This window comes from Bordetella hinzii LMG 13501, assembly GCF_001548475.1.
Taxonomy (GTDB): Bacteria; Pseudomonadota; Gammaproteobacteria; order Burkholderiales; family Burkholderiaceae_B; genus Bordetella; species Bordetella hinzii.
The window spans coordinates 1-21,903 of the sequence record NZ_LRUJ01000015.1 but is presented as its reverse complement, the minus strand read 5'-3'; the positions used below and the strand labels follow the sequence as shown (position 1 = coordinate 21,903).

21 protein-coding genes are annotated in these 21,903 nt (G+C 66.4%); 5 read left to right on the top strand and 16 right to left on the bottom strand.

Going from position 1 to position 21,903, the window contains the following annotated elements; translation table 11 throughout:
* Positions 1–2: 2 nt before the first annotated feature.
* The 10 genes from AXA74_RS11820 to AXA74_RS11775 form a co-directional block, all read right to left on the bottom strand.
* Positions 3–812, bottom strand: a complete 810-nt coding sequence (locus tag AXA74_RS11820; RefSeq protein ID WP_029577808.1) for a carbohydrate ABC transporter permease — start codon at positions 810–812, stop codon at positions 3–5.
* A complete protein-coding gene (locus AXA74_RS11815; protein ID WP_029577807.1) occupies positions 809–1,693 on the bottom strand; it encodes a carbohydrate ABC transporter permease in 885 nt (294 codons plus the stop codon). Before AXA74_RS11815 ends, AXA74_RS11820 begins: the two co-directional genes overlap by 4 nt.
* Positions 1,690–2,985 (bottom strand): ABC transporter substrate-binding protein, encoded by a 1,296-nt coding sequence (locus tag AXA74_RS11810; RefSeq protein WP_029577806.1) that lies wholly within the window; start codon positions 2,983–2,985, stop codon positions 1,690–1,692. Before AXA74_RS11810 ends, AXA74_RS11815 begins: the two co-directional genes overlap by 4 nt.
* Before the next feature lie 61 nt (positions 2,986–3,046).
* Positions 3,047–4,087 carry an ABC transporter ATP-binding protein gene (locus AXA74_RS11805; RefSeq protein WP_029577805.1) on the bottom strand — a complete coding sequence of 347 codons (1,041 nt, stop codon included), beginning with the start codon at positions 4,085–4,087 and terminating at the stop codon, positions 3,047–3,049.
* Positions 4,088–4,252: 165 nt separating this feature from the next.
* Positions 4,253–5,074, bottom strand: a complete 822-nt coding sequence (locus AXA74_RS11800) for a phosphodiesterase (protein ID WP_029577804.1) — start codon at positions 5,072–5,074, stop codon at positions 4,253–4,255.
* A gap of 9 nt (positions 5,075–5,083) precedes the next feature.
* Complete coding sequence (locus AXA74_RS11795; RefSeq protein WP_032978916.1) at positions 5,084–6,070, bottom strand: ABC transporter ATP-binding protein; 987 nt, start codon at positions 6,068–6,070, stop codon at positions 5,084–5,086.
* Complete coding sequence (locus AXA74_RS11790; RefSeq protein WP_029577802.1) at positions 6,067–6,861, bottom strand: ABC transporter permease; 795 nt, start codon at positions 6,859–6,861, stop codon at positions 6,067–6,069. The genes AXA74_RS11795 and AXA74_RS11790 overlap by 4 nt, the downstream gene beginning before the upstream one ends.
* Positions 6,862–6,863: 2 nt before the next feature.
* The gene (locus AXA74_RS11785; RefSeq protein WP_032957694.1) at positions 6,864–7,679 is read right to left on the bottom strand and encodes an ABC transporter permease; all 816 of its coding nucleotides are present in this window, start codon (positions 7,677–7,679) and stop codon (positions 6,864–6,866) included.
* Complete coding sequence (locus AXA74_RS11780) at positions 7,679–8,677, bottom strand: ABC transporter substrate-binding protein (protein WP_032978913.1); 999 nt, start codon at positions 8,675–8,677, stop codon at positions 7,679–7,681. The genes AXA74_RS11785 and AXA74_RS11780 overlap by 1 nt, the downstream gene beginning before the upstream one ends.
* A complete protein-coding gene (locus AXA74_RS11775) occupies positions 8,674–9,723 on the bottom strand; it encodes a LacI family DNA-binding transcriptional regulator (RefSeq protein WP_032978910.1) in 1,050 nt (349 codons plus the stop codon). The genes AXA74_RS11780 and AXA74_RS11775 overlap by 4 nt, the downstream gene beginning before the upstream one ends.
* A gap of 237 nt (positions 9,724–9,960) precedes the next feature.
* Between AXA74_RS11775 and AXA74_RS11770 the strand changes: the two genes are divergently transcribed.
* The gene (locus AXA74_RS11770; RefSeq protein ID WP_029577799.1) at positions 9,961–11,250 is read left to right on the top strand and encodes an amidase; all 1,290 of its coding nucleotides are present in this window, start codon (positions 9,961–9,963) and stop codon (positions 11,248–11,250) included.
* An 88-nt stretch (positions 11,251–11,338) separates the two neighbouring features.
* On the opposite strand, the gene leuA is transcribed toward AXA74_RS11770, so the two are convergent.
* Together leuA and AXA74_RS11760 are read right to left on the bottom strand one after the other, a co-directional pair.
* Positions 11,339–13,048: a 2-isopropylmalate synthase gene (leuA, locus tag AXA74_RS11765; protein WP_029577798.1), complete on the bottom strand. Its 1,710-nt coding sequence runs from the start codon at positions 13,046–13,048 to the stop codon at positions 11,339–11,341.
* 375 nt (positions 13,049–13,423) lie between these two features.
* Positions 13,424–14,113 carry a hypothetical protein gene (locus AXA74_RS11760; RefSeq protein WP_029577797.1) on the bottom strand — a complete coding sequence of 230 codons (690 nt, stop codon included), beginning with the start codon at positions 14,111–14,113 and terminating at the stop codon, positions 13,424–13,426.
* 16 nt (positions 14,114–14,129) lie between these two features.
* Here AXA74_RS11760 and rpoN point away from each other — a divergent pair, with 16 nt between their 5' ends.
* The gene (gene rpoN / locus AXA74_RS11755; protein WP_029577796.1) at positions 14,130–15,548 is read left to right on the top strand and encodes an RNA polymerase factor sigma-54; all 1,419 of its coding nucleotides are present in this window, start codon (positions 14,130–14,132) and stop codon (positions 15,546–15,548) included.
* Between the two features lie 120 nt (positions 15,549–15,668).
* Positions 15,669–15,947, top strand: coding sequence for a (2Fe-2S)-binding protein (locus AXA74_RS11750; protein WP_029577795.1), 279 nt, complete (start codon positions 15,669–15,671; stop codon positions 15,945–15,947).
* A gap of 60 nt (positions 15,948–16,007) precedes the next feature.
* Here AXA74_RS11750 and AXA74_RS11745 read toward each other — a convergent pair whose 3' ends face one another.
* The gene (locus AXA74_RS11745) at positions 16,008–16,877 is read right to left on the bottom strand and encodes a LysR family transcriptional regulator (protein ID WP_029577794.1); all 870 of its coding nucleotides are present in this window, start codon (positions 16,875–16,877) and stop codon (positions 16,008–16,010) included.
* Positions 16,878–16,984: 107 nt separating this feature from the next.
* Between AXA74_RS11745 and AXA74_RS11740 the strand changes: the two genes are divergently transcribed.
* On the top strand, positions 16,985–17,896 hold the full coding sequence (locus tag AXA74_RS11740) for a DMT family transporter (protein ID WP_029577793.1): 912 nt from the start codon (positions 16,985–16,987) through the stop codon (positions 17,894–17,896).
* Positions 17,897–18,209: 313 nt separating this feature from the next.
* Positions 18,210–18,686 carry a bacterioferritin gene (bfr, locus tag AXA74_RS11735; RefSeq protein ID WP_029577792.1) on the top strand — a complete coding sequence of 159 codons (477 nt, stop codon included), beginning with the start codon at positions 18,210–18,212 and terminating at the stop codon, positions 18,684–18,686.
* A gap of 63 nt (positions 18,687–18,749) precedes the next feature.
* Here the strand turns inward: bfr and AXA74_RS11730 are convergent, their stop codons facing one another.
* The 3 genes from AXA74_RS11730 to AXA74_RS11720 are packed head-to-tail and all read right to left on the bottom strand — an operon-like array spanning position 18,750 to position 21,731.
* Positions 18,750–19,433 carry a hypothetical protein gene (locus tag AXA74_RS11730; RefSeq protein ID WP_029577791.1) on the bottom strand — a complete coding sequence of 228 codons (684 nt, stop codon included), beginning with the start codon at positions 19,431–19,433 and terminating at the stop codon, positions 18,750–18,752.
* Between the two features lie 36 nt (positions 19,434–19,469).
* Positions 19,470–21,077, bottom strand: a complete 1,608-nt coding sequence (locus tag AXA74_RS11725) for a peptide chain release factor 3 (protein WP_029577790.1) — start codon at positions 21,075–21,077, stop codon at positions 19,470–19,472.
* 24 nt (positions 21,078–21,101) lie between these two features.
* Positions 21,102–21,731, bottom strand: coding sequence for a LysE family transporter (locus tag AXA74_RS11720; protein WP_032957635.1), 630 nt, complete (start codon positions 21,729–21,731; stop codon positions 21,102–21,104).
* Positions 21,732–21,903 lie beyond the last annotated feature (172 nt).

Sequence of the window (21,903 nt, the reverse complement as noted above, 5' to 3'; positions counted from 1 at the left end):
GCCTACCGTATGCCGGCGCGCATGAAAGACTGCACGAACTGCCGCTGAAACAACAAAAAGGCCACCAGCAGCGGCGCGGCGGACAATAAGGTCGCCGCGGTGATGACCGACCAGTCTATGCCCTGGTCGGTCGAGGAGAAGACCTGCAGGCCCACCGTCAGCGGCCGGGATTCCACCGAGTTGGTGATGATCAGCGGCCACAGGAAGTTGTTCCAGTGATGGCTGACCGACACCAGCCCGTAGGCGATGTAGATGGGTTTGGCCAGGGGCACATAGACCTTGAGCAGGATCTGCGTGGGCGAGGCGCCCTCCACGCGCGCGGCCTCTTCGAGTTCGCGCGGCACGGTCTTGAAGGTCTGGCGCAGCAGGAAGATGCCGAAGGCCGAGGCGAAATACGGCAGCCCCACCGCGAACACGGTGTCGCGCACGCCCAGCCAGCTCATGCTGCGGTAGTTTTCCACCAGCAGCACGTCCGGCATGATCATCAGCTGCAGCAGCACCAGCATGAAGACGGTGTCGCGGCCGCGGAACTCAAAGCGCGCGAAGGCGTAACCGGCCAGCGTGGACAGCACCAGCTGGGCGGCCAGCACCATGGTCACCAGCAAAAACGTGTTCAGGAAATATCGCGGAAAGGGCGCGGCATGCCAGGCGCGCGCAAAATTCTCCAGCGTCAGCGGCGCGAACAGTTCAAAGCGCGTGGCATAGGCCGGTGGATGAAAGGCCGCCCAGGCGGCATAGGCCAGGGGCAGTATCCACAGCAGACCCAGCAGCCAGGCGCCCAGCGTGTCGAGAAGGTCGGACTTGGCATTCATTGATAGTGCGTCCTGCGGTCCAGCCAGCGGAATTTCACCAGCGCGGTCGCGGCCAGCAGCACCAGCAGCACCACCGTCAGCGTGGCGGCATAGGCGGTATCCCAGAAGCTGAAGCCTACCTGGTAGATATAAAAGAGCAGCAGTGTGCTGGCATTGTCAGGGCCGCCGCGCGTCATCACCACCACGTGGTCCACCAGACGGAAGGCATTGATGAGGGCATTGACCAGCACGAAAAGCGTGGTGGGCATCAGCAGCGGCCAAAGCACGCGGCGGAAGTACTGCCAGCGCGAAGCGCCCTCCAGCATGGCCGCCTCGCGCAGCGAAGGCGAGACCGTCTGCAGCGCAGCCAGATAGAAGATCATGAAAAAGCCCGATTCTTTCCAGATGGTGACCAGCATCAGGGCAGGCAGCGCCGTGTCGCGGCTGCCCAGCCAGTTCATGCCCGGCAGGCCGAAACCTTGCAGCACCTGGGCGATCAGGCCGTACTGCGGCGTATAGAAGAAGAGCCAGATATTGGCCACCGCCACCATGGGCAGCACGGTGGGCGTGAAATAGGCCATGCGCAGGAAACCGCGCCCGGCCAGGCGGCGGTTGACCCACAAAGCCATGGCCAGGGCGATGGCGATCGACGTCGGTATGGTGCCCAGCGCGAACCAAAGGTTGTTCCACAGGGATTGCCAGAACACCGGGTCATCGCGCATGACGGCATAGTTCTCCAGGCCCACGAACCGCGCCGGGCGCTTGCCCTTGGGCGTGGAGAAAAAGCTGTGCCACACCGTGGCCAGTGCCGGGTAGTGCGTGAAGGCGGCCAGCAGCACGATGGCCGGCAGCAGGAGCAGCCAGCCATAGACCGCCTGGACAGAGCGCGCCGCCAGCCTCATTGATAGGCGCGCAGGATGCGCTCGGCCTCGCGTTGCGCGTCGGTCAGCGCCTGCTTGGGCGACTTGGCGCCGGTGAGCGCGGATTGCAGCGCGTCGTTGAGCACCTTGGTCACGCGCTGGTTGTCATGCGTGGAGAACTCGGCCACGCTGACATCGAGCTGGTCGCGCGCCACGGCGGCGGCTGGCACTTCCTGCACGTACTTCTTCATTTTGTCGGTCTGCCAGGCGGCCGGCGTCACGGCCACATAGCCCGTGGCGATACTCCAGTCGGCGGCGCGTTCGGGGGCCGTGGCCCATTGGGCGAACTTCAGCGCGGCCTGTTGCTGCTCGGGCGTGCCGCTCTTGAAAACATAGAAATTGCCGCCGCCGGTCGGGCTGCCGCCGCGTTTTTGCTTGGGCATCATCGCCACGCCGAAGGGGAAGTCGGCGTTCTTGCGGATGTTGGTGAGGTTGCCCGTGGTGGTCCAGATGATGGCGGCCTTCTTTTCCAGGAAGTCCTTGGGCGTGGTGCCCCAGTCTATGGTGCCCTTGGGCATGACGCCATGCTTGGCCGACAGGTCGTGCCAGAATTCGGCCGCCTCGATGACGGCGGGCTTGTCCAGATAGACCTGGTTGCCGGCCTCGTTCATGAGGATGGCGTCATTGGGCGTGGTCAGCGCCTGGAAGAGCCAATAGGCGAAGGCGCCGCCCGACGGAATCTCCAGTCCCCATTGCGTCACATTGCCCGAGGCGTCCTTCTTGGTCAGCTTCTTGGCGCTGTCGACCAGCTCAGCCCAGGTGGACGGCGCGCGCTCCGGGTCCAGGCCCGCCTGCTTGAACAGTTCCTTGTTGTAGTACATCACGATGGTGGAGCGCTGGAAGGGCACGCCCCACACATGGCCACCGCTGCGGCTGTTCTGCATGAAGGCGTCGTAGAAGCTGCCCAGCCATTGCTTATCGGTTTCGCTCTTGGCCAGCGAGTCGATGGGGACGATGGCGTCCTCGTCGATCAGGGTGAACATATCGGTCGACAGCAGCACGGCCAGCTGCGGCGGCGTGCCGCCCTTGAGCGCGGTCAGGGCCTTGGCGATGGAGTCCTGGTAGGAACCCGCATAAATGGGCTTGACGCGGATGTCCGGATTCTCTTTCTGGAAATCCGCCACCATGTCGTCGACAATCTTGGTGATGGGACCGCCGACCGCGACGGGATAGTAGAACTCGACTTCCACGGGCTTTTTCTGGGCCAGGGCGGGCAGGCTCAGCAAGGTGCCGGCCAGTCCGGCGGCCAGGGTTTTCAAAACGAAACGTCGCATGTTCGCAGTCCTAATCAAGGTAAGGTGCATCGGAATACAGGGCCGGCCAGCATGGCCCGGGTCAGATCGCGCGGCCGTCCGCGCCAAAAAAATGCTGCCGGTCTTCATCCCAGCGCAGACCGATTTGGCTGCCGGCGGCGGCGCGCAAATGGCCTGCCACACGCACGGCAACACCGCTGTTGCTGCCCACCCGGCACACCGCGACCGAATCCGCGCCGAAGTACTCGACGCTTTCCAGCGTGGCGGCAATGCCGCCGGCGTCGATGCGCATGTGCTCGGGACGCACGCCGAGCGTGCCCGCGGCCGCGGCCGCGCCGGGGATGGCCGGACCCTGCGTGCCGGCCAGCACGCGCCGGCCATGCGCCGTGTCCAGCTTCATCAGGTTCATGGGCGGCGTGCCGATAAAGCGCGCCGCGAATTCGGTCGCCGGCCGCGCATACAGGCCATCGGGGCTGTCGAGCTGTTCGATCCGGCCGCCGCGCAGCAGCACGACCTGGTCGGCCATGCTCATGGCCTCGGTCTGGTCGTGCGTGACATAGACCATGGTGATCTTCAGTTCCTGCTGCAGCGCGCGGATCTCGCGGCGCATGTCATGGCGCAGCTGCGCGTCCAGGTTGGACAGCGGTTCGTCCATGAGGCAGACCGGCGCTTCGGAGATGACGGCGCGCCCCAGCGCCACACGCTGTTGCTGGCCGCCGGACAACTGCGAGGGCTTGCGGTCCAACAGCGCCGACAGGCCCAGCAGACCGGCCACGCGCCCCAGGCGGCGCTCAAAGTCGCGCGCCGGCTCCTTGCGCACGCGCAGGCCGAACAAGATGTTCTCGCGCACCGACAGATGCGGGAAGAGCGCATACGACTGGAACACCATGGAGATGCGGCGCTTGGACGGCGGCAGCTGGGTGACGTCCTGTCCGCCGATCAGGATGCGGCCGGACGTGGGCGTATCCAGGCCGGCGATCATGCGCAGCGTGGTGGATTTTCCGCAGCCCGATGGGCCGAGCAATACCGTGAAGCTGCCGGCGGCAGCCTCGAATCCCACCGCCTGTATCGCCGTTGCATCGGCGTACTGCTTGGTGAGGTTCTCCAGAACTAGCGTTGACATAGCTTGTTGTCGTGAAGGCGCTGGTACCGCCTTTCTACTGCTGCGCCGTTGATATTGTGGCGGCCGGCCCTCGGATCGGACTCATGGGCCGCGCTCGTGGAATCTTTGATTCTGGGCGCAAATGAAATCCTTTTCATGTTGCGCCGCAAAGATGACGGGGGCGTGTCAGTCGTCAATCAGCTCGCCGTTCTCGTGGAAAGGATAGGGCCCAGGGTATTCCCCGATGTAGGCGTGGTGCGTCAGCAGCTGGCCTTCGCGCCAATGATGCAGGTGATAGGCCGGCGGCTCGAGATTGAAGGCTGCCGGGCCCTCCGGGCGCAGGTCCAGCGCCACCTGGTGCGCGGGAGATGGGCAGGTCGAGGCGACGGTGGCGCCGAAGCGCTGGAAAATGCTGCGGTGCAAATGGCCGCAGATGATGCGTTCGATGTTGGCGTGGCGCCGAACCAACGTTTCAAGCGCGTCGGCGCCTTGCAGCAGCCCTATCTTGTCCATGTGCGCGATGCCGGTCTGAAAGGGCGGATGGTGCATGGCGATGAGCGTCGGCCGGCCCGGCGCTTCCATCAGGCGGGCTTCCAGCCAGGCCAGCCGCCGCTCGCACAGCATGCCGTGGCTTTGCATGGGCACGATGGTATCGAGCATGATGAGGCGCAGGGGCAGGTGCTCGACCGTGTATTGGGCAAACTCGTCGTCCTGGCGCAGATAGTCGTGCTCGGGAAAGCAGGCGCGCAGCTGCTCGCGCGAATCATGGTTGCCGGGCATCAGGTAATAGGGCATGCGCAAGGCGGCCAGCATGTCGCGCAGATAGCGATATTCGGCGGGGCGGCCGAAGTCGGTCAGGTCTCCCGAGATGATGACCGCGTCGGGCGCCGGATCCAGCGCGTTCAGAGCGGCGATGGCAGGCGGCAGATAGCGGTCGGTTTCGACGATGCGATAGGCCTTCTGGCCCGGCATGCGGATGTGCAGATCAGTGATTTGGGCGATAAGCATAGGGTTGCCTCAGAGTTCGGAGTCCAGCGTCACGCTGACGGTCTCACCCGCTTGCTGCGGGCTGTCGGGCGCGGCGAGGATGCTGAAACGTTGTCCGTCGGGTAGTGCCAGTTCATAGCGTATGGATGCCCCCATGAAAAACCGGGCCTGTATGAGGACGGGCAAGGCATCGGCGCGCGGGGCCTGCAGCCGGGCATGATGAGGACGGAAGCGCAGCGGCCGCGCGCCCGCGCTCAGGCGTCCCTCGCGCAGCTCCGCCCGCAACTGGCAGAGCGTGCCGAAGAAGCCGGCGACGAAATCGGTGGCGGGTCGGGTGAACAAGGTCTGCGCATCCCCTATTTGCTCCAGCCGGCCCGCCGACATCACGGCGATGCGGTGGCCCAGCACCATGGCTTCATCCTGGTCGTGTGTGACGATGATGGTGGTTATGCCGAGTTCGCGCAACATCTGCGCCAGCTCCACCCGCAACTGTTCGCGCAACTTGGCGTCCAGCGCGGTAAGGGGTTCGTCCAGCAGCAGCACGCGCGGCTCGGTGGCCAGGGCGCGCGCCAGCGCCACGCGCTGGCGCTGGCCACCGGAGAGCTGGGAGATGCGCCGCTCGCCGAAGTCCGACAGCCGAACCAGCGCCAGCATCGCGGCCGACCGGCGCGCCTGTTCGGCGCGCGAGGCGCCGCGCACGCGCAGGCCATAGGCCACGTTCTGCGCCACGGTCATATTGGGGAAAAGCGCATAGTTCTGGAACACCACGCCCACGCCGCGCGCCTCGGGCGGCAAGGCGGTGACGTCCTCGTCGCCGTACCGGACGCGGCTGCCGGCGTCGCCCTGCTCCAGGCCGCAGATCAGCCGCAGCAGCGTGGTCTTGCCACAGCCGGATGGCCCCAGCAGGGCCAATATCTCGCCGCCTTCGATGCGCAGGTCCAGGGGATGCAGGGCGCGCGTGCCATCGGGCCAGGTCTTGGCACAGTTTTCAAGGGTGATCGTCAGGGGGTGGTTCATGAGGGAGTCGCACGGGAGCGCGCCAGCCACTGCAAACCTACCATCAGGGGCAGCAGCATGAGCAGGAAAACGAGGGTGTAGGCTGAAGCGATTTCCAGCCGCATGGAGGCATAGCTGTCGGCCAGGCCCACGGGCAGGGTCTTGGTGAGCGGCGTATGCAGCAGCCAGGTGAGGTTGAACTCGCCGATGGACAGTGTCAGCACGCTCAGGGCGCCGGTCAGGATGCCGGGCATGGCATTGGGCACGACGATGGTGAAAAAACGCGCAAGCCGGCCGGCGCCCAGCGTGGCCGCCGCCTCGTCGAGCACGGCCAGGCCCTGGGCCATGCTGGCGCGCGCGGCGCGCACCATGAAGGGCAAGGTAAACAGCACATGGCCGATGACAATGAACCACAGGCTGCCGCGCAGGCCGGGCAGCGTGCCCCAGGAGATAATGAGGGCGAGCGCCGACGCCAGGCCGGGCACGGCGACCGGCAAGGTGAGCAGTTCTTCCAGGGCCCGGCCGGCGCGGCCGGGAAAGAGGGTGAGCACCCAGGCCAGCGGCACGCCCAATACCGTGCTGATGGCCAGGGTCAGCAGGGCCACCAGCAAGGAGCGCCCTATCGTGTCCGCATACAGGGACCAGACCTCGGCGATCCAGCGCAGCGTCAATCCGCTGGACAGGCCGAGGAAGTAATTGCGTGTCAGGCCGGCCAGCACGGACAGCACGACCGGCCCGATCAGGAAGGAAGCAACCGCCAGTGTGATCAACAGCCCCAGCCGGCTGTCGTTGCGGGAATGCAATGGGCTCATGGTCAGGCGGCCGCTCCGGTGCGCGCGCTGCCCAGGGCATGGGCGGCATACATGACGGCCCAGGAAGCCGCGCCCAGGAACACTGACAGCGCCGCGGCCACGGGGATGTTGGCGTAGTTGGTGAATTCGTTATAGATCGTCAGCGGCAGCACATCGATGCGCGCGGCCAGCGTGAAAGCGGTGCCGAAGGCCCCCATGCTGGTGGCGAAGCTGATGGCCGCGGCGCCAGCCAGCGCAGGCGCCAGCGCCGCGAGCTCGATGTCGGCAAAGCGCCGCCAGGCTGAAGCGCCCAGGGTGCGCCCGGCTTCGAGCAGACTGCGGTCCATGCCTTGCGCCGCAGCCGAGACCATGCCGATGGCGCGCGGCAGCGAGAAATACAGATAGCCGAGAAACAGCCCCGCCATGCCGTAGGCGAACACCACGGGTTCGCCGGTCAGCCATTTGCTCAAGGCGGCGAAGACGCCCTGTCGGCCGGCCATCAGGATGATGAAGAAACCGACCACCACGCCGGGAAAGGCCAGCGGGAAGGTCAGCATGGCCATGAGCAGGCGCCGGCCCGGGAAAACCGGATGCCACGCCAGGAAACGGCCGGTGGGCAGGGCCAGCAGCAAGGTCGCGGCCGTGGCGCCCAGCGACAGCGCCACGGTGTTCAGGAGACTGCGCCAATAGGCCGGATGGGACAGGATGGCCAGGTAGGCGGATCGCCCGTCGCGCGGCGACGCGCCCAGCCAGGCCAGCGCCACCATGGGCAGCAGCCAGAACGCCAGGAAGACCGCTGCCGCCGGCGCGGCGAACCACCACCAGCGGCGGCGGGACATCATTGCACCTCTTTGGCGTAACGCTCGGAGAAGCCGCGCTGGGCTTCGGCCATCTTGCCGTAGTCCACCGTGCCGGCACGCGCATATTCGCTGGCCGGCAAGAAGCGGGCCTGCACCTCGGGCGGCACCGTGGCCGCGCGCACCGGGCGCAGGTAGGCGCGGGCCCAGATGGCCTGGCCTTCGTCCGAGAGCGTGAAGTCCAGCACGCGGCGGCCATTGGCGGCATGCGGCGCATCGTTCACCAGGCTCATGACGTAGGGCACGGCCACCGTGCCTTCGGCCGGGATCACGAAGACGACATTGGCGCCGTCCTTGTACTTGGCGCGGTAGGCATTGAAGTCGTAGTCGACCAGGATGGGGATCTCGCCCGAGAGCACGCGCGCGTAGGCCGTCTGCTTGGGCACGATGGGCTTGTTCTGCTGCATCTTCTTGAACCAGGCGATGCCGGGACCGAAATCGTCCAACGAGCCGCCCAGCGCCTGATTGACGGCGACCGCGCCGACATAGCCCACGAAGGCCGAGGCCGGGTCCAGGTAGCCGACCATGCCGCGGTACGCGGGCTGGAGCAGATCGGCCCAGGAGGCCGGCACGGGCTTGCCGCCCAGGGCATCGACATTGACCATGAAGCCCAGCGTGCCGGAGTGGATGGCGAACCACTTGCCGTCGGCGTCTTTCATGCCGGCGGGGATCTGGTCCCAGTGCGCCGGCTTGTAGGCCTGCACCAGGCCGTCCTTGGCCGCCTGGATGCCGAAGCTCACGCCGTAGTAGACCACGTCGGCCACCGGGTTCTTGCGTTCGGCGGCCAGCGAGGCCAGGGCCTGGCCGGAGTTCTTGTTGTCGCCGGGCACCGTGATGCCCGTCTTTTCCTTGATGGCCTTCAGCGCCGAGGCCCAATCGGCCCACTCGGGCGGGCAGTTGTAGCAGATGGCGTCGGCGGCCCGGGCCTGGGCGCCGGCCAGGACCAGCGCGGCCAGGGCGAGAATGAGGAAGCGTTTCATGGTGCTGCTCCTTTGTCGGGGCGAGGGGGAAGCGTGCAGACCGTGCCGCCTTCGAAGATGCGATGCGGCACGATCGCGGAAGCCAGGCGGTGGTTGGCGGTCAGGTGGTCCAGCAGTTTCTTGCAGGCGATATGCCCGATCTCGATGCTGGGTTGCACCACCGACGTCAGGGGCGGGTCGTACATGGCGCCCGGCGCGATGCCATCGAAACCGCAGACCGATACATCCTGCGGGATGCGCAGCTCCAGCGACCGGCAGATCGACATGAGCGACAGCGCGAGCAAGTCGTTGGAGCACATGACGGCGATGGGCGGCCGGTGGTGCTGGAGCAAGCGCTCGACTTGTACTGGGTCGCACTCGACGTGCGTGGGCATGACGACATGAGGCACCGGGTCGAAGCCGAGCCGTTCGGCGCAGGCGCGCGCGCCGAGCAGGCGTCTGGCGGCGCGATCGGAATCTTTCAGGGGCCCAGACAGGAAGACCATGCGCCGGTGATTGAACGCGGCCAGCAGTTCGGCCAGGTGCTGGCTGGCGCGGAAATCGTCGATCGTGACGGAAGGAATACCGGGGAGCATGCTGTAGGCGAGGATGTAGGGCGTGGCTTGCGCCCTTTGCAGCAGATCATGGCTGGCGAGCGGGACGGCGGAGCCCAGGGTCAGTATCAGCCCGTCGACTTGATGATCCAGCAAGGTGTGCAGGCTTTCGAGTTCGCCTTCGTGGTCGTAGTTGGTCGTTGCGACCATGATGCTGTAACCGATATTCTGGGCGTATCGGCAAGCCCCTTCGAAGCACTCCGCGAATACAGGGTTGGTCAGGGTCGGCAGGAGCACGCCTATCGTCTGCGTACTGCCCCGCCGCAGGCTGCGTCCCACCAGGTTGGGCCGGAACCCCAGTTGCCGCGCGACGCGCTTGACGCGGCCGAGCGTCTCGGCATGCAGGAGCTCAGGGCGGTTGAACGCCCGTGAAACCGTTGCCGTGGATACCTTGGCCTCACGCGCGATTTCCAGAATCGACGCGCGGGACGGTCCTTTGGACTGGGACTTCATGTAAAGCGCAGGACATGATGGAGATGCGGAGTGACAACAATATGTCACTCGTATACCTGCAATCCTGTGCAGCAATTCGAATCGGAACCGAAGAAGACGGCAGTATCAGCGGGAAAGCCCTAGGTTTCAGTGCTATTCCGACTTTGCATATGGCGGGCGCTTGCTTCTACACTGCGGCTATTGATGCGCCAGGCTGGAACCACATACAGGGCGCACGATCGATATAGGGAAATGGGGATGGCGAAAGCCTTGAATCAGCTTGGCGCGCTGGAGGCCGTCAAGCGTTTGCAGCGCCGTGAACTCACGGCAGTGCAAATGGCGCGCGCCTGCCTGGCGCGCATCGAGCAGCGGGAGCCGGCCGTGCAGGCCTGGGCGGCCCTGGATCCGGCGCAAGCCATCGCGCAGGCGCAGGCGCTGGACAACGCCAGTGTGCAGGGCATCCTCCATGGCCTGCCGCTCGGCGTCAAAGATGTCTTTGACACGCAGGACTTTCCCACGCGCTATGGGTCGGGCATCTACGGCGCGCACCAGCCGGATTCGGACGCCTCGGTCGTGGCGCTGTGCCGCGAGGCGGGCGCGCTGGTGCTGGGCAAGACGGTCACCACCGAATTCGCGACCTACCAGCCAGGGCCTACCCGCAATCCACGCAATACCGCCTATACGCCGGGCGGCTCTTCGAGCGGATCGGCCGCGGCCGTGGCCGACGACATGGTGCCGCTGGCCATCGGCACCCAGACGGCCGGATCGCTCATCCGTCCCGCCGCCTATTGCGGCATCGTGGGCTACAAGCCGACGTTCGGGCGCGTGCCGCGCGCCGGCATGAAGAGCTTGAGCGAAAGCCTGGACACCGTAGGCGGCCTGGCGCGCAGCATCGACGATGTGGCGCTGCTGGCGTCGGTCCTGATGGGCGATGCGCGCTTGCGCGAGCTGCAGGATGCCGAGCGGCCGCGCGTGGGTATGCTGCGCACCTTCCAGTGGCGCCATACCCTGCCCGAGACGCGCAATGCCTACGAAGAGGCGGCGCGGCAGTTGTCGCGCGCTGGCGCGCAGGTCGAGGAAGTGGCGCTGCCGTCGGAAGATTGCAGCCTGGTGCAACTGCATGCCGACGTCATGGCCTTCGAGGCCGCCCAGGCGCTGGCTTTCGAGCGCACCCGCTGCCGCGCGCAGCTGAGCACCCGCCTGCTGGCCATCCTTGATGCGGGCGCGGCCATCCGCGCCCAGGACCACCAGGAGCGCCTGGCGCGCGCCAGCACCGCCCGTGGCCGGGCCCTGCAATGGTTCGACCGCTACGATGTGATCCTGGCCCCCAGCGCCACGGGCGAGGCGCCTTTCTTTGACCAGGGTACGGGAGACCCGCTGTTTTGCCGCGTCTGGACGCTCTTCGGCTTCCCTGCCGTGCACCTGCCTTTCGCGCAGGGTCCCCAGGGCCTGCCTGTGGGCCTGCAGGCCGTGGGCGCGCCGCACAGCGACCATACCCTGCTCGCGATGGCGCGCTGGATGCACCGCATTCTCCAGCAGGAAAGCTGAGCCCTCCGTAAACGGTGCCGGGCGGCGTCCGCGGGCCAAGAAAAAGCCCGGTCCGAAGACCGGGCTCGGGCCCTGCGGCGGCGGCGCGTCAGGCGACGGCCGCTTCGTCGTCGGCGGGCACGGCCTCGCCTTGCGACTGGATATGGCGGTTGACCGCGGTCAGCACCGCTTGGAAGGAAGCGGTCACGATGTCACGGTCGATGCCCACGCCAAACCCGGTGGGCGAGTCGCCCACGCGCACTTCGACATAGCTCGCCGCGCGGGTGTCGGTGCCGGTGCCGATGGCATGCTCATGGTAGTCCATGATGCGCACGGGGACGTCCAGCGCGGCGACGAAGGCCGAGATGGCGCCGTCGCCATTGCCCTTCACGATGCGGCGCTCGCCGTTGTATTCCAGCTCGGCCTCGATGGCGAACTGCTTGCCGGCGCCGGCGCTGGGATTGCCGTCGATGCGGTGGCGCACCAGCTTCCAGGGGCCGCGCTGTTCGAGATATTCGCTGGCGAAGATGGTGTACACGTCTTCGCTGGTGACTTCGCGGCCGGTCTCGTCGGTCACGCGCTGGATGGCGCGGCTGAACTCGATCTGCAGGCGGCGCGGCAGCACCAGGCCGTGTTCCTGCTCGAGCAGGTAGGACACGCCGCCCTTGCCCGACTGGCTGTTGACGCGGATCACGGCGTCGTAGCTGCGGCCCAGGTCGGCAGGGTCGATGGGCAGATAGGGGACTTCCCAGACGCCATCGGCCTTCTGCTGCGCAAAGCCCTTCTTGATGGCGTCCTGGTGCGAACCCGAGAAGGCGGTGAACACCAGGTCGCCGGCATAGGGATGGCGCGGATGCACGGGCAGCTGGTTGCAGTACTCGGCACAGCGGCGCACTTCGTCGATGTCGGAGAAGTCCAGGCCGGGATGCACACCCTGCGTGTAGAGGTTGAGCGCCAGCGTGACCAGGTCGACGTTGCCGGTCCGCTCGCCGCTGCCGAACAGGCAGCCTTCGATGCGGTCGGCGCCGGCCATGACGGCAAACTCGGCGGCCGCCACGGCGGTGCCGCGGTCATTGTGCGGGTGCACGCTCAAGACGATGCTGTCGCGGCGGGCCAGGTTCTTGTGCATCCACTCGATCTGGTCGGCGTACAGATTGGGCGAGGTGGCCTCGATGGTGGCCGGCAGGTTGAGCACCATCTTGCGCGCGGGCGTGGCGTCCCAGGCCTCGGCCACGGCGTTGGAGACTTCGAGGGCGAATTCGGGTTCGGTGGTGCTGAAGACTTCCGGCGAATATTCATAGCGCCACTGCGTCTGCGGATAGCGCGCCATCGCGGCCTTGACCATGCGCGTGCCGGTCAGCGCGATGTTCTTGATCTCGTCCTTGCTCATGTTGAAGACGATCTTGCGGAAGGCCGGCGCGCAGGCGTTGTAGAGATGGATCATGGCCTGCTTGGCGCCCGCGGCGGCCTCGGCCGTACGATTGATCAGGTCTTCGCGCGATTGCGTGAGCACGATGATGGTGACGTCATCGGGGATGCGCTTCTCGTCGATGAGCTTGCGCACGAAGTCGAAGTCGGTCTGCGACGCGGACGGAAAACCGACCTCGATCTCCTTGAAGCCGATCTTCACCAGCTGTTCGAAGAAGCGCATCTTGCGCTCCACGCTCATGGGCTCGATCAGGGCCTGGTTGCCGTCGCGCAGGTCGGTGCTCATCCAGATCGGCGCCTGGGTGATCCGGCGGCTGGGCCAGGTGCGCTCGGAGAAATCCCGGGCGAAGGGCTGGAACGGCACGTATTTGGTGGCGGGGTTGGCAAGCATCGGTACACCTCAATCGGTTTCGGTTGAATCCCAGGGGTATCACGGGCGCGGCGAACCAGGGTGGCGGTTTCAAGCCGGCGTCGGCCAGGGTGGCGGCCGAATTCAGTTTTTAAAACAGGGGGAAGACGTGTGGCAAACGTACGGGTGCCGAGCTACCACGGGGCACTAGGCCCGGCAACCGATCGGTAGGTGTAGCGATAGCGCTAGGGTGGCGACGCCACCCAGGAGGGAAGAGGCCAGCAGGGACGCAGCCGCGACCGACACCGGGGCGCTTGCGCGTCCGGATGCGGAAAGTTGGGCGGTGCGTTGGGTAGCCATGACCGATAGTCAAACACATTTTGGCGCGGCGCGCAAATGGCAGCGCCTGCCGGAGTGTCAGCGATCCGGCCCGAGATGCGGTTCGCGGGGCCCGTCGTCCTGGCGCCAAGGCGAGCGGCCGGGGGCGCGCGGGAGGTCGGGCTCGGGCGGGCGGATGGTGGGACGGGAGGGCTCGCGGGCGGGTTCCCGTCCGGGCTCGCGGGCACGGACCGGCGCGCCGGGCTGGTCCAGGATGGCGGCCTGCTCGCGCACCAGCGCGATCTTGCCGATGCGGTTGCGGCGCAGTTCGAAATAGCTGCGCTGCAGGTCGCCCACGGTAAAGGGCTCTTCGCGATCGCCCCAGACCCAGCGCAGGACGTCGACGACCTCTTCGCTCAGTTTCGATCGCAGTTGCGCCAGGACGTCGCGCGGCACCACCTGCGCCCGGCCGGCGGCCAGGCTGGCATATAGCCAGTTGCGCGCGCCGAAGAAGACGATCAGCGTCCAGATGGCGACCACGCCCCACCAGAAGTAGGGGTTGATGCGGGTGAGCAAGTCGACGGTCTGCTGACCCAGGCTATGCAGGCTGTCGAAAGCCAGGGTTTTCCCGAAGGCCAGCAGCCAGGAGCTGGCCAGCAGCCAGATGACGGCGATGACAGCCAGGACAATCGCCCGGAACACCAGACGTGGAAGCGCCAGTTTGAGCAGCGTTTGGCCGATCAGTCGGCCATCCTGGCGAATGCGTTCGGGCGAAGTCAGATTCATCATGCAAAATATTGTACCTATGACTCGTCCCGCCTTAGAACTTCGGCCCGGTCAGCATTTGACCCTGACCCCGCAGCTGCAACAGTCCATCCGGCTGCTGCAGCTCTCTTCGCTGGAGCTGGAGGCGGAAATCTCCCAGGCCCTGGCTGAAAATCCGTTGTTGGAACGCGACGAAAGTCCGGCCGACCAGGTCGACAGCGACCCCCAGCGCGAAGCCAGCGTCGACCATGAGGACGCCGCCCCGGACACCGAATTGCGCTTTGACGAGATGCCGGGCTCGGGCGGCGTCTATCCGGACGACGACATCGATACACCGGCGCGCGATGACACGTTGCGCGAGCACCTGCTGCTGCAGCTGAGCCTGACGCGCGCCGCCCCGCGCGATGCCGCCCTGGCCACGCTGCTCATCGACGAGCTGGATGACAACGGCTACCTGGGCTCGCCGCTCGACGAAATCCTGCAATGGCTGCCGCCCGAACTGGAGGTCGAGGAGGACGAGCTGCGCGCGGCCTTGAGCCTGCTGCAATCCTTCGATCCGCCGGGCATCGGCGCGCGCGACATGGCCGAGTGCCTGCTCCTGCAGCTGCGCCAGCCCGATATCGGGCGCCTGCCCGAGGCCGCCCAGCCCGCGGTACTGGCCTGTGCGCGGCAGATCTGCATGCAGCACCTGGCGCTGCTGGCCACCGGCAATCCGGCGCGGCTGCGCGAGATATTGCGGGTCGACGAGGCCACGCTGCGCGCGGCGCGCGCGCTCATCGTGCGGCTGGAACCCCGCCCCGGCCGCGCCTGGACCGCGCCGGCCGCGGACTATGCCGTGCCCGATGTGTTGGTGCGCAAGACCCGGCAGGGCTGGCAGGCCGTGCTCAACAGCGCGGTGATGCCGCGCCTGCAGATCAACGGCCTGTATGCCCAGATGCTGTCCAACCAGCGCGAGGCGGCCTACGCAGGCCTGAATGCCCAGCTGCAGCAGGCGCGCTGGATGATACGCAACGTCGAGCAGCGTTTTGACACCATCCTGCGGGTGGCCCAGGCCATCGTCGCGCACCAGGCGGAGTTCTTCAGCCGCGGGCCCGCCGCCATGCGGCCGCTGATCCTCAAGGACATCGCGGGCGAGCTCGGCCTGCACGAATCCACGATTTCGCGCGCCACGACGCAGAAGTACATGCTCACTCCGTTCGGCACGCTGGAGCTCAAGCGGTTTTTCGGCACGGGCGTGGCGACCGATAGCGGCGACTCCGCCTCGGCCACGGCGGTGCAGGCCCATATCCGGCAGATGGTGGCCGAGGAAAATCGGGCCAGGCCCCTGTCCGATAGCCAGATCATGGAGCGCCTGGCCAGCCAAGGCATCGTGATCGCCCGCCGCACCGTGGCCAAGTACCGCGAGGCCCTGCGTATCGCCCCGGCGGCCGTGCGCAAGGCCCAGGCCGCGGCGCGCTGAGCGCCGTCCCCGCCACGGGGAATTCGTCCCTATTTTCAATGACTTGCGTGCTGCACGGCAACATCAAAAAATGAGGATAAGCACTTGCGTGAGAATCAGTTATTCCCGATAATTATTCTCATGTACGTTTGCATCTGTAATGCCGTTACCGAACGCCAGATCCGCGCCTGCGTGGATGCGGGCGCCAATTCGCTGGGCGATCTGCAATTCGAGCTGGGGGTAGCCTCTTGCTGCGGTTGCTGCGCCGCCACGGCCAGCGAATACCTGCCCGGCGGACGCGCTTCCAGCGTGTGCGACGTGCGCTCCATCGCGGTTCCGGTCAATCCGCCGGCCGCCATGGTGGAAGCGGAGCAGCCGGCTGCAAACACCTTCCCCATTCCCTTGGTCGCCGCCGCCTGATCGCGGCCGCCATGTCAAAAAACGCCCCGCGGGGCGTTTTTTTCGTCTTGGCCTGCCCGCTCAGGCTGCCTGCAGCAGCTCCGGCTGCCAGGCGCGCGGGTCGTCGCAGAAGGCCCGCACGGCATCGGCCAGCAGACGCGCGCCCGTTCCGGCCGAGGCGCGCAGGCATAGCGCCAGTTCGCTGGAGCTGGCGGCCGGCAGTGTCCAGGGCGCCACGCGCAGCCCGGGCGTCATGCAGCGCCTTTCCATCAGGCCCAGGCCCAATCCGCCTTCCAGCGCCGCCAGCAGGCCGTTGACGTTGGCGCTCTCGTAGGCGATGCGCCAGCGCCGTCCGGCGCTCTCCAGGGCGTGTATGGCGCGGTTGCGGTAGAGGCAGCCCTGCGGAAAGAGCACCAGCGGTACGGGGTCGGGCAACTCGGGCGGCATCGAGGGCCCGCACAGCCAGACCAGGCGTTCGGGCCAGACCGCCTGGGCGCCCGGCAGGCCGGGGTCCCGCTTGAGCAGCGCCACGTCGAGCTCGCCGCGCTCCATGGCGCGGTGCAAAGCCATGCTGAGATCGCAGCGCATGGAAATGCGCAGGCCGGGGTGGGAGCGCGCAAAGTCGGCCACCATGGCGGTCAGCCGCTGGACGGAGAAATCGTCGGGCACGCCCAGGCGCAGCACCTCCACGCGCTGGGCGCCGCTGACGACTTCGCGTATTTCGGTGGACAAGGCCAGCATGCGCCGCGCATAGCCCAGCAGGCGTTCGCCGTCCTCGGTCAGCCGCACCTGGCGCCCTTCGCGCAGGAAGAGTTCGCAGCCCAGGCCCGCCTCCAGTTTGCGTATCTGCTGGCTGACGGTCGATTGCGTGCGATGCACGCGCTCGCCCGCGCGGGTGAAGCCGCCTGTGTCCACGACGGAGACAAAGCTGTGGAGAAGATCGAGGTCCATGAGGCACCCATCGGAATTTCAAATACTTTTGATCCGTATAAAGAATTTGTCAATGCATCGCTCACGGCGGAGAATGCCTTGCATCGTCGTCCCGCCCCTCTTGCGTCATGAAAACCCTCGCCGTCCCCTCCCCCTCGGCTGCCGCGCCCGAACGCACGGCCTGGGGCGCCATCGCGCTGTTCTGCGTGCTCTGGAGTTCGGCGTTCGCGGCAGCCAAGATCGCGGTGCGCGACTGTCCGCCCCTGACGCTGCTGGCCATACGGTTCAGCATCGCCGGCGTGCTGATGCTGGGCATGGCGGCGCTCACGGGCGGTCTGCGCCTGCCGGCCCGCCGCGACCTGCTGGCCCTGGTCGGCCTGGGCTTATTGAACAACGCGCTTTATCTGGGCCTGAGCTGGAGCGGCATGGCGACGCTGTCGTCGGCCTTCACCTCGGTGCTGATCAGCACCAATCCCCTGCTGACCGGCATCCTGGCCGGCCCGGTGCTGGGCGAACGCCTGGGCTGGCGCAAGCTGGCGGGGCTGTTGCTGGGCCTGGCCGGCGTGGTGATCGTGCTGCGTTCGCGCCTGGTGGGCGCTGGTGCGCATGAGGATGTGCATGGCACGCTGCTGGTGGCCGGCGGCCTGATCGCGCTGGTGACTGGCACGTTGGCCTACAAGAAACTCAAGCCCGCGGCCAATCTCTGGATGGCCACGGGGGTGCAGTCCCTGGCCGCGGGCGTGGCGCTCTGGCCTTTCGCCCTGCACTACGAGTCGCTGGCGCAGGCGCAGCTGACGGCCAGCCTGTTCTGGAGCATGGCCTACACCATCGTGGCCGTATCCATGGGCAGCTACTACCTCTGGTTCCTGATCCTGGGCCGCAGCAGCGCCACCTCGGCCAGCGCGCTGCATTTCCTGATGCCGCCGCTGGGCCTGTTCTTCGGCTGGCTGGTGTTGCGTGAGCCGGTTTCCTGGCTCGACATGCTGGGCATCGTGCCCATTGCCGTCGGGATCTGGCTGGCCACCCGACGTAGCGTCTGAGAGCGTTGTGTATTTTCAGTGCCTGTCCGGCGGCGGTAAACGGCGCGCGCCAGGCGCCAGGCGCCGGATGCAAGGCCCGCGGATCCGGGGGTGAATACATCCGCTACCGGCGCCGCGAGGCGCATGAATACGTCGGCTCCGCGTCATTGCATTAAATACGAAGAGTCATTCTCATTCTTCTATCGCTTTCATGTTGCGCTCGCAAAGCGATTTACCAAATGCGGCCAAAGGCTATGCGGGGCGCCATCGGGGGTGTTAGTCTGCCGGGGTTCCACGCTTATGCGAGCGGGCCCGCCAGATCAAGGAGTACATCATGAAAGGCGATAAAACGGTCATCCAGTTTCTGAACAAGCAACTGACCAACGAGCTGACGGCCATCAACCAGTATTTTCTGCATGCGCGCATGCTGCGCCACTGGGGCTTCAACAAACTCGGCAAGCACGAGTACGAAGAATCCATCGAGGAAATGAAGCACGCCGATCGCCTGATCGAGCGTATCTTCATGCTCGACGGCCTGCCCAATTTGCAGGACCTGCACAAGCTGCTGATCGGCGAGGATGTGCCCGAGCTGCTGGCCTGTGACCTCAAGGTCGAGCAGACCGCCCAGGCCACGCTGAAGGACGGCATCGCTTACTGCGAGTCCGTGCGTGACTATGTCTCGCGCGACCTGCTGCAGGACATCCTCGACGACACCGAAGAGCACATCGACTACCTCGAGACCCAGATCGGCCTGATCGACCAGGTCGGCCTGCAGAACTACCTGCAAAGCCAGATGGAAGTCTCCGGCTGAGATCCGGCGCCGCAATGAAAAAACCCCTTTCGAGAGAAAGGGGTTTTTTTTAGGGTCCGAGGTTTATTCGGGGCGGCGCGGGCAATCAGCCGAGGTGCCCCAGGCGCGATTGGGAGCGCAGTATTTGTTGCGGGCGTTCCAGGAGCAGCTGGGCCGCTCGAAAAAGCCCAGCGTGGCGCAGTGTTCGAGTTCGCTGCGCAGCTGCTGCTGCCAGTTGGCCGGCGCGCCCGGCGCCGGGGATCGCGGCGTGTTCAGGGCCACCGGCGGATTGACGCGCGTCACGCCGCCCTGCTGCTCTATCGGCGGCGGCGCGGGCGGCGGCGGGATGCCGGGCGGCAAAGCCTGCTGCAGATCCAGCGTGGAAACGTCGGAGGGCCCGCTGGGCAGCGGGACGTCGGACTCGGCGGCCAGCTGGCGCGCGCGGTCCATGGAAATGCTGTCCCGGGAAATCTGCACGGAAGGATCGGCGTTGCTGTCAAAGAGCGACACCGTGTTGACCGCCCATTCGCGCGCGGCGGGCTGCTCGGGCACGCCCAGCGTGCCGTCGATGCGCGGCTGCGGCGGTTGGGCGACATAGGGCCGCCCATTGGCGTCCAACACCGTCTGCTCGGATGCGCCGTTTTCCTGGCCGGGGGTCTCGCTGGCGGCGGGTGCATGCGCCACCAGCCAATCTCCCAGCTGCAGGCCGCCCCAGGCGGCTGCGCCCAAGGTGACCAGAAGCGTTGCGAACAATAAACGCCAAGACATTGCTAACCTCGTTTGCTCTGCGGTGTGTGACCGGGCTTAGGCTTTGTCTCCAAAAACCTTGCCACCATGCTCGCGCATGGCGTGGAATTTCACATCCGGATACAGTTCTTCAGCCACGCGCAACTGCGCCGGCGAGCCGATCAAGAAAGCCGCAGCATCGACCACATCATAGGCGATATGGGCGGCATTGGCATCCATGAACTTGCGCAGCGCCTTGGGGTTGTCGGAGGTGATCCAGCGCGCCATCGTATAGCGCGAAGGCAGCATCCGGGCGTCCACGCCATACTCGGTTTTCAGGCGATGCGCGACGACCTCGAATTGCAGCTGGCCGACCGCGCCCAGCAGCAAGGCGCCGCCGGCGGCCTCGGGACGGAAGACCTGGATGGCTCCCTCCTCGCCCAATTGCGTCAGGCCGATGCGCAGCTGCTTGGTGCGCAGCGGATCCTTGACCTCGACGGCCTGGAACAGCTCGGGCGCGAAGAAAGGCAGGCCCGTGAAATGCAGCGACTCGCCCTCGGTGAGCACGTCGCCCAGCTGCAGCACGCCGTGGTTGGGGATGCCGATGACGTCGCCCGCATAGGCTTCGTCCAGCAGCTCGCGGCGCTGCGACAGGAAGGACACCACGTTGTTGGGGCGCATTTCCTTGTTGGTGCGCGCGACCTTCAGGCGCATGCCGCGCTCGAATCGGCCGGAGCTCACGCGCACGAACGCCACGCGGTCGCGGTGCGCCGGATCCATATTGGCCTGCACCTTGAAGACCACGCCCGTGAACTTGGGTTCCTCGGGCTTGACCTCGCGTTCCAGGGCCTGGCGCGGACCCGGCCGCGGCGCGAGCTCGACCAGGGCGTCCAGCACTTCCTGCACGCCGAAGTTGTTGATGGCCGAGCCGAAGAAGACCGGTGTCTGCTTGCCTGCCAGAAAGGCGTCGTGGTCGAAGGCGGGGGCGGCTTCGTTGATCAATTCGATTTCGCCGCTGGCCTGCTCGAAGGCCTGGCCAAAGCGCCGGGGGATTTCCGGATTGGACAGGCCTTCGATGAATTCGTCGTCGTCGCCGCGGCGCTCCTGGCCCGCGCGGAACAGGCGCATGCGGTCGCGGCGGATGTCGAACACGCCGCCAAAGGACTTGCCCATGCCTACCGGCCAGGAGAAGGGCACCGCGTCCATGCCCAGATGGCCTTCAATCTCCGAGAGCAGCTCCAGCGGTTCGCGGACTTCGCGGTCCATCTTGTTGATGAAGGTGATGATGGGCGTGTTGCGCGCGCGGCAGACCTGCAGCAGGCGGATGGTCTGGGGCTCGACGCCGTTGGCCGCGTCGATCACCATGAGCGCGGCGTCGACCGCCGTCAGCACGCGATAGGTGTCTTCGGAGAAGTCCTGGTGGCCCGGGGTGTCCAGCAGGTTGATGACGCAGTCGCGGTACTCCATCTGCATGACCGAGGAGGCCACGGAAATGCCGCGCTGCTTTTCGATTTCCATCCAGTCGGAGGAGGCGTGGCGCGAGGCCTTGCGGGCCTTCACGCTGCCGGCGATCTGGATGGCGCCCGCGAACAGCAGCAGCTTTTCCGTCAGCGTGGTCTTGCCCGCGTCAGGGTGGGAGACGATGGCGAAGGTGCGTCGCCGCGCGACTTCTTGAAGAATGTTCATAAGGAGGGAAGGAGGCGCTCGCGATCAGGCGTGACGGCGGAAAGTCGCCAGGAAGACACCTGCGATGATGAAGAGCGAACCGAAGACGCGGTTCATCCAGCGGATATGCCGGGCGCTGCGCAGCAGGCGCAGCACCTTGGCGGCCAGCAGGGTATAGAAGCCCATGGCCACCAGGTCGGTGAACGCCAGCGTGCCGGCCAGCGCGGCGTATTGCGCGGTCAGCGGCTGGCCCGGGTCGACGAATTGCGGCACGACCGCGAGCAGGAAGACCGTGCCCTTGGGGTTCATCGTGTTGATCAGGAAGCCGCGCATGACGAGCTCGCGGATCGAGGCCTGGCCAGGGTCGCCGGTGTCCACGGCCACCGGGGCGGCGTCGCTGCGGATCTGGCGCACGCCCAGGTAGACCAGGTAGGCCACGCCCAGATACTTGACGACCATGAAGGCCAGTTCGGACGTCGCCAGCACGGCGCCCAGGCCCACGGCCACGATCAGGAACTGGAACAGGATGCCCATGATGAGGCCGGCCGTGTTCCAGTAGCCGCGCGCGAAACCGTATTTCAGGCCCGAGCTCATGGCCGAGATGGCGCCAGCCCCGGGCGAGAAGGAAATCGCCCAGGAGGCGAGAAAAAAGGTCAACCAGGTCGAGAGCGTCATGGCGGGGATCCTTGCTTACTTGCCGAGCAGCACCCCGCGCGCAGGACCGCGAGCCGGGCGATTGCCGCTTTCGGGGCGGCGGGCGGGCTGGGCGCCAGCCGCCGGCCGGGTTGCGGCCGGCTTAGGCGCGGCCGGCTTAGGCGCGGCCGGGCGGCCTTCGGCGCTGCGGGCC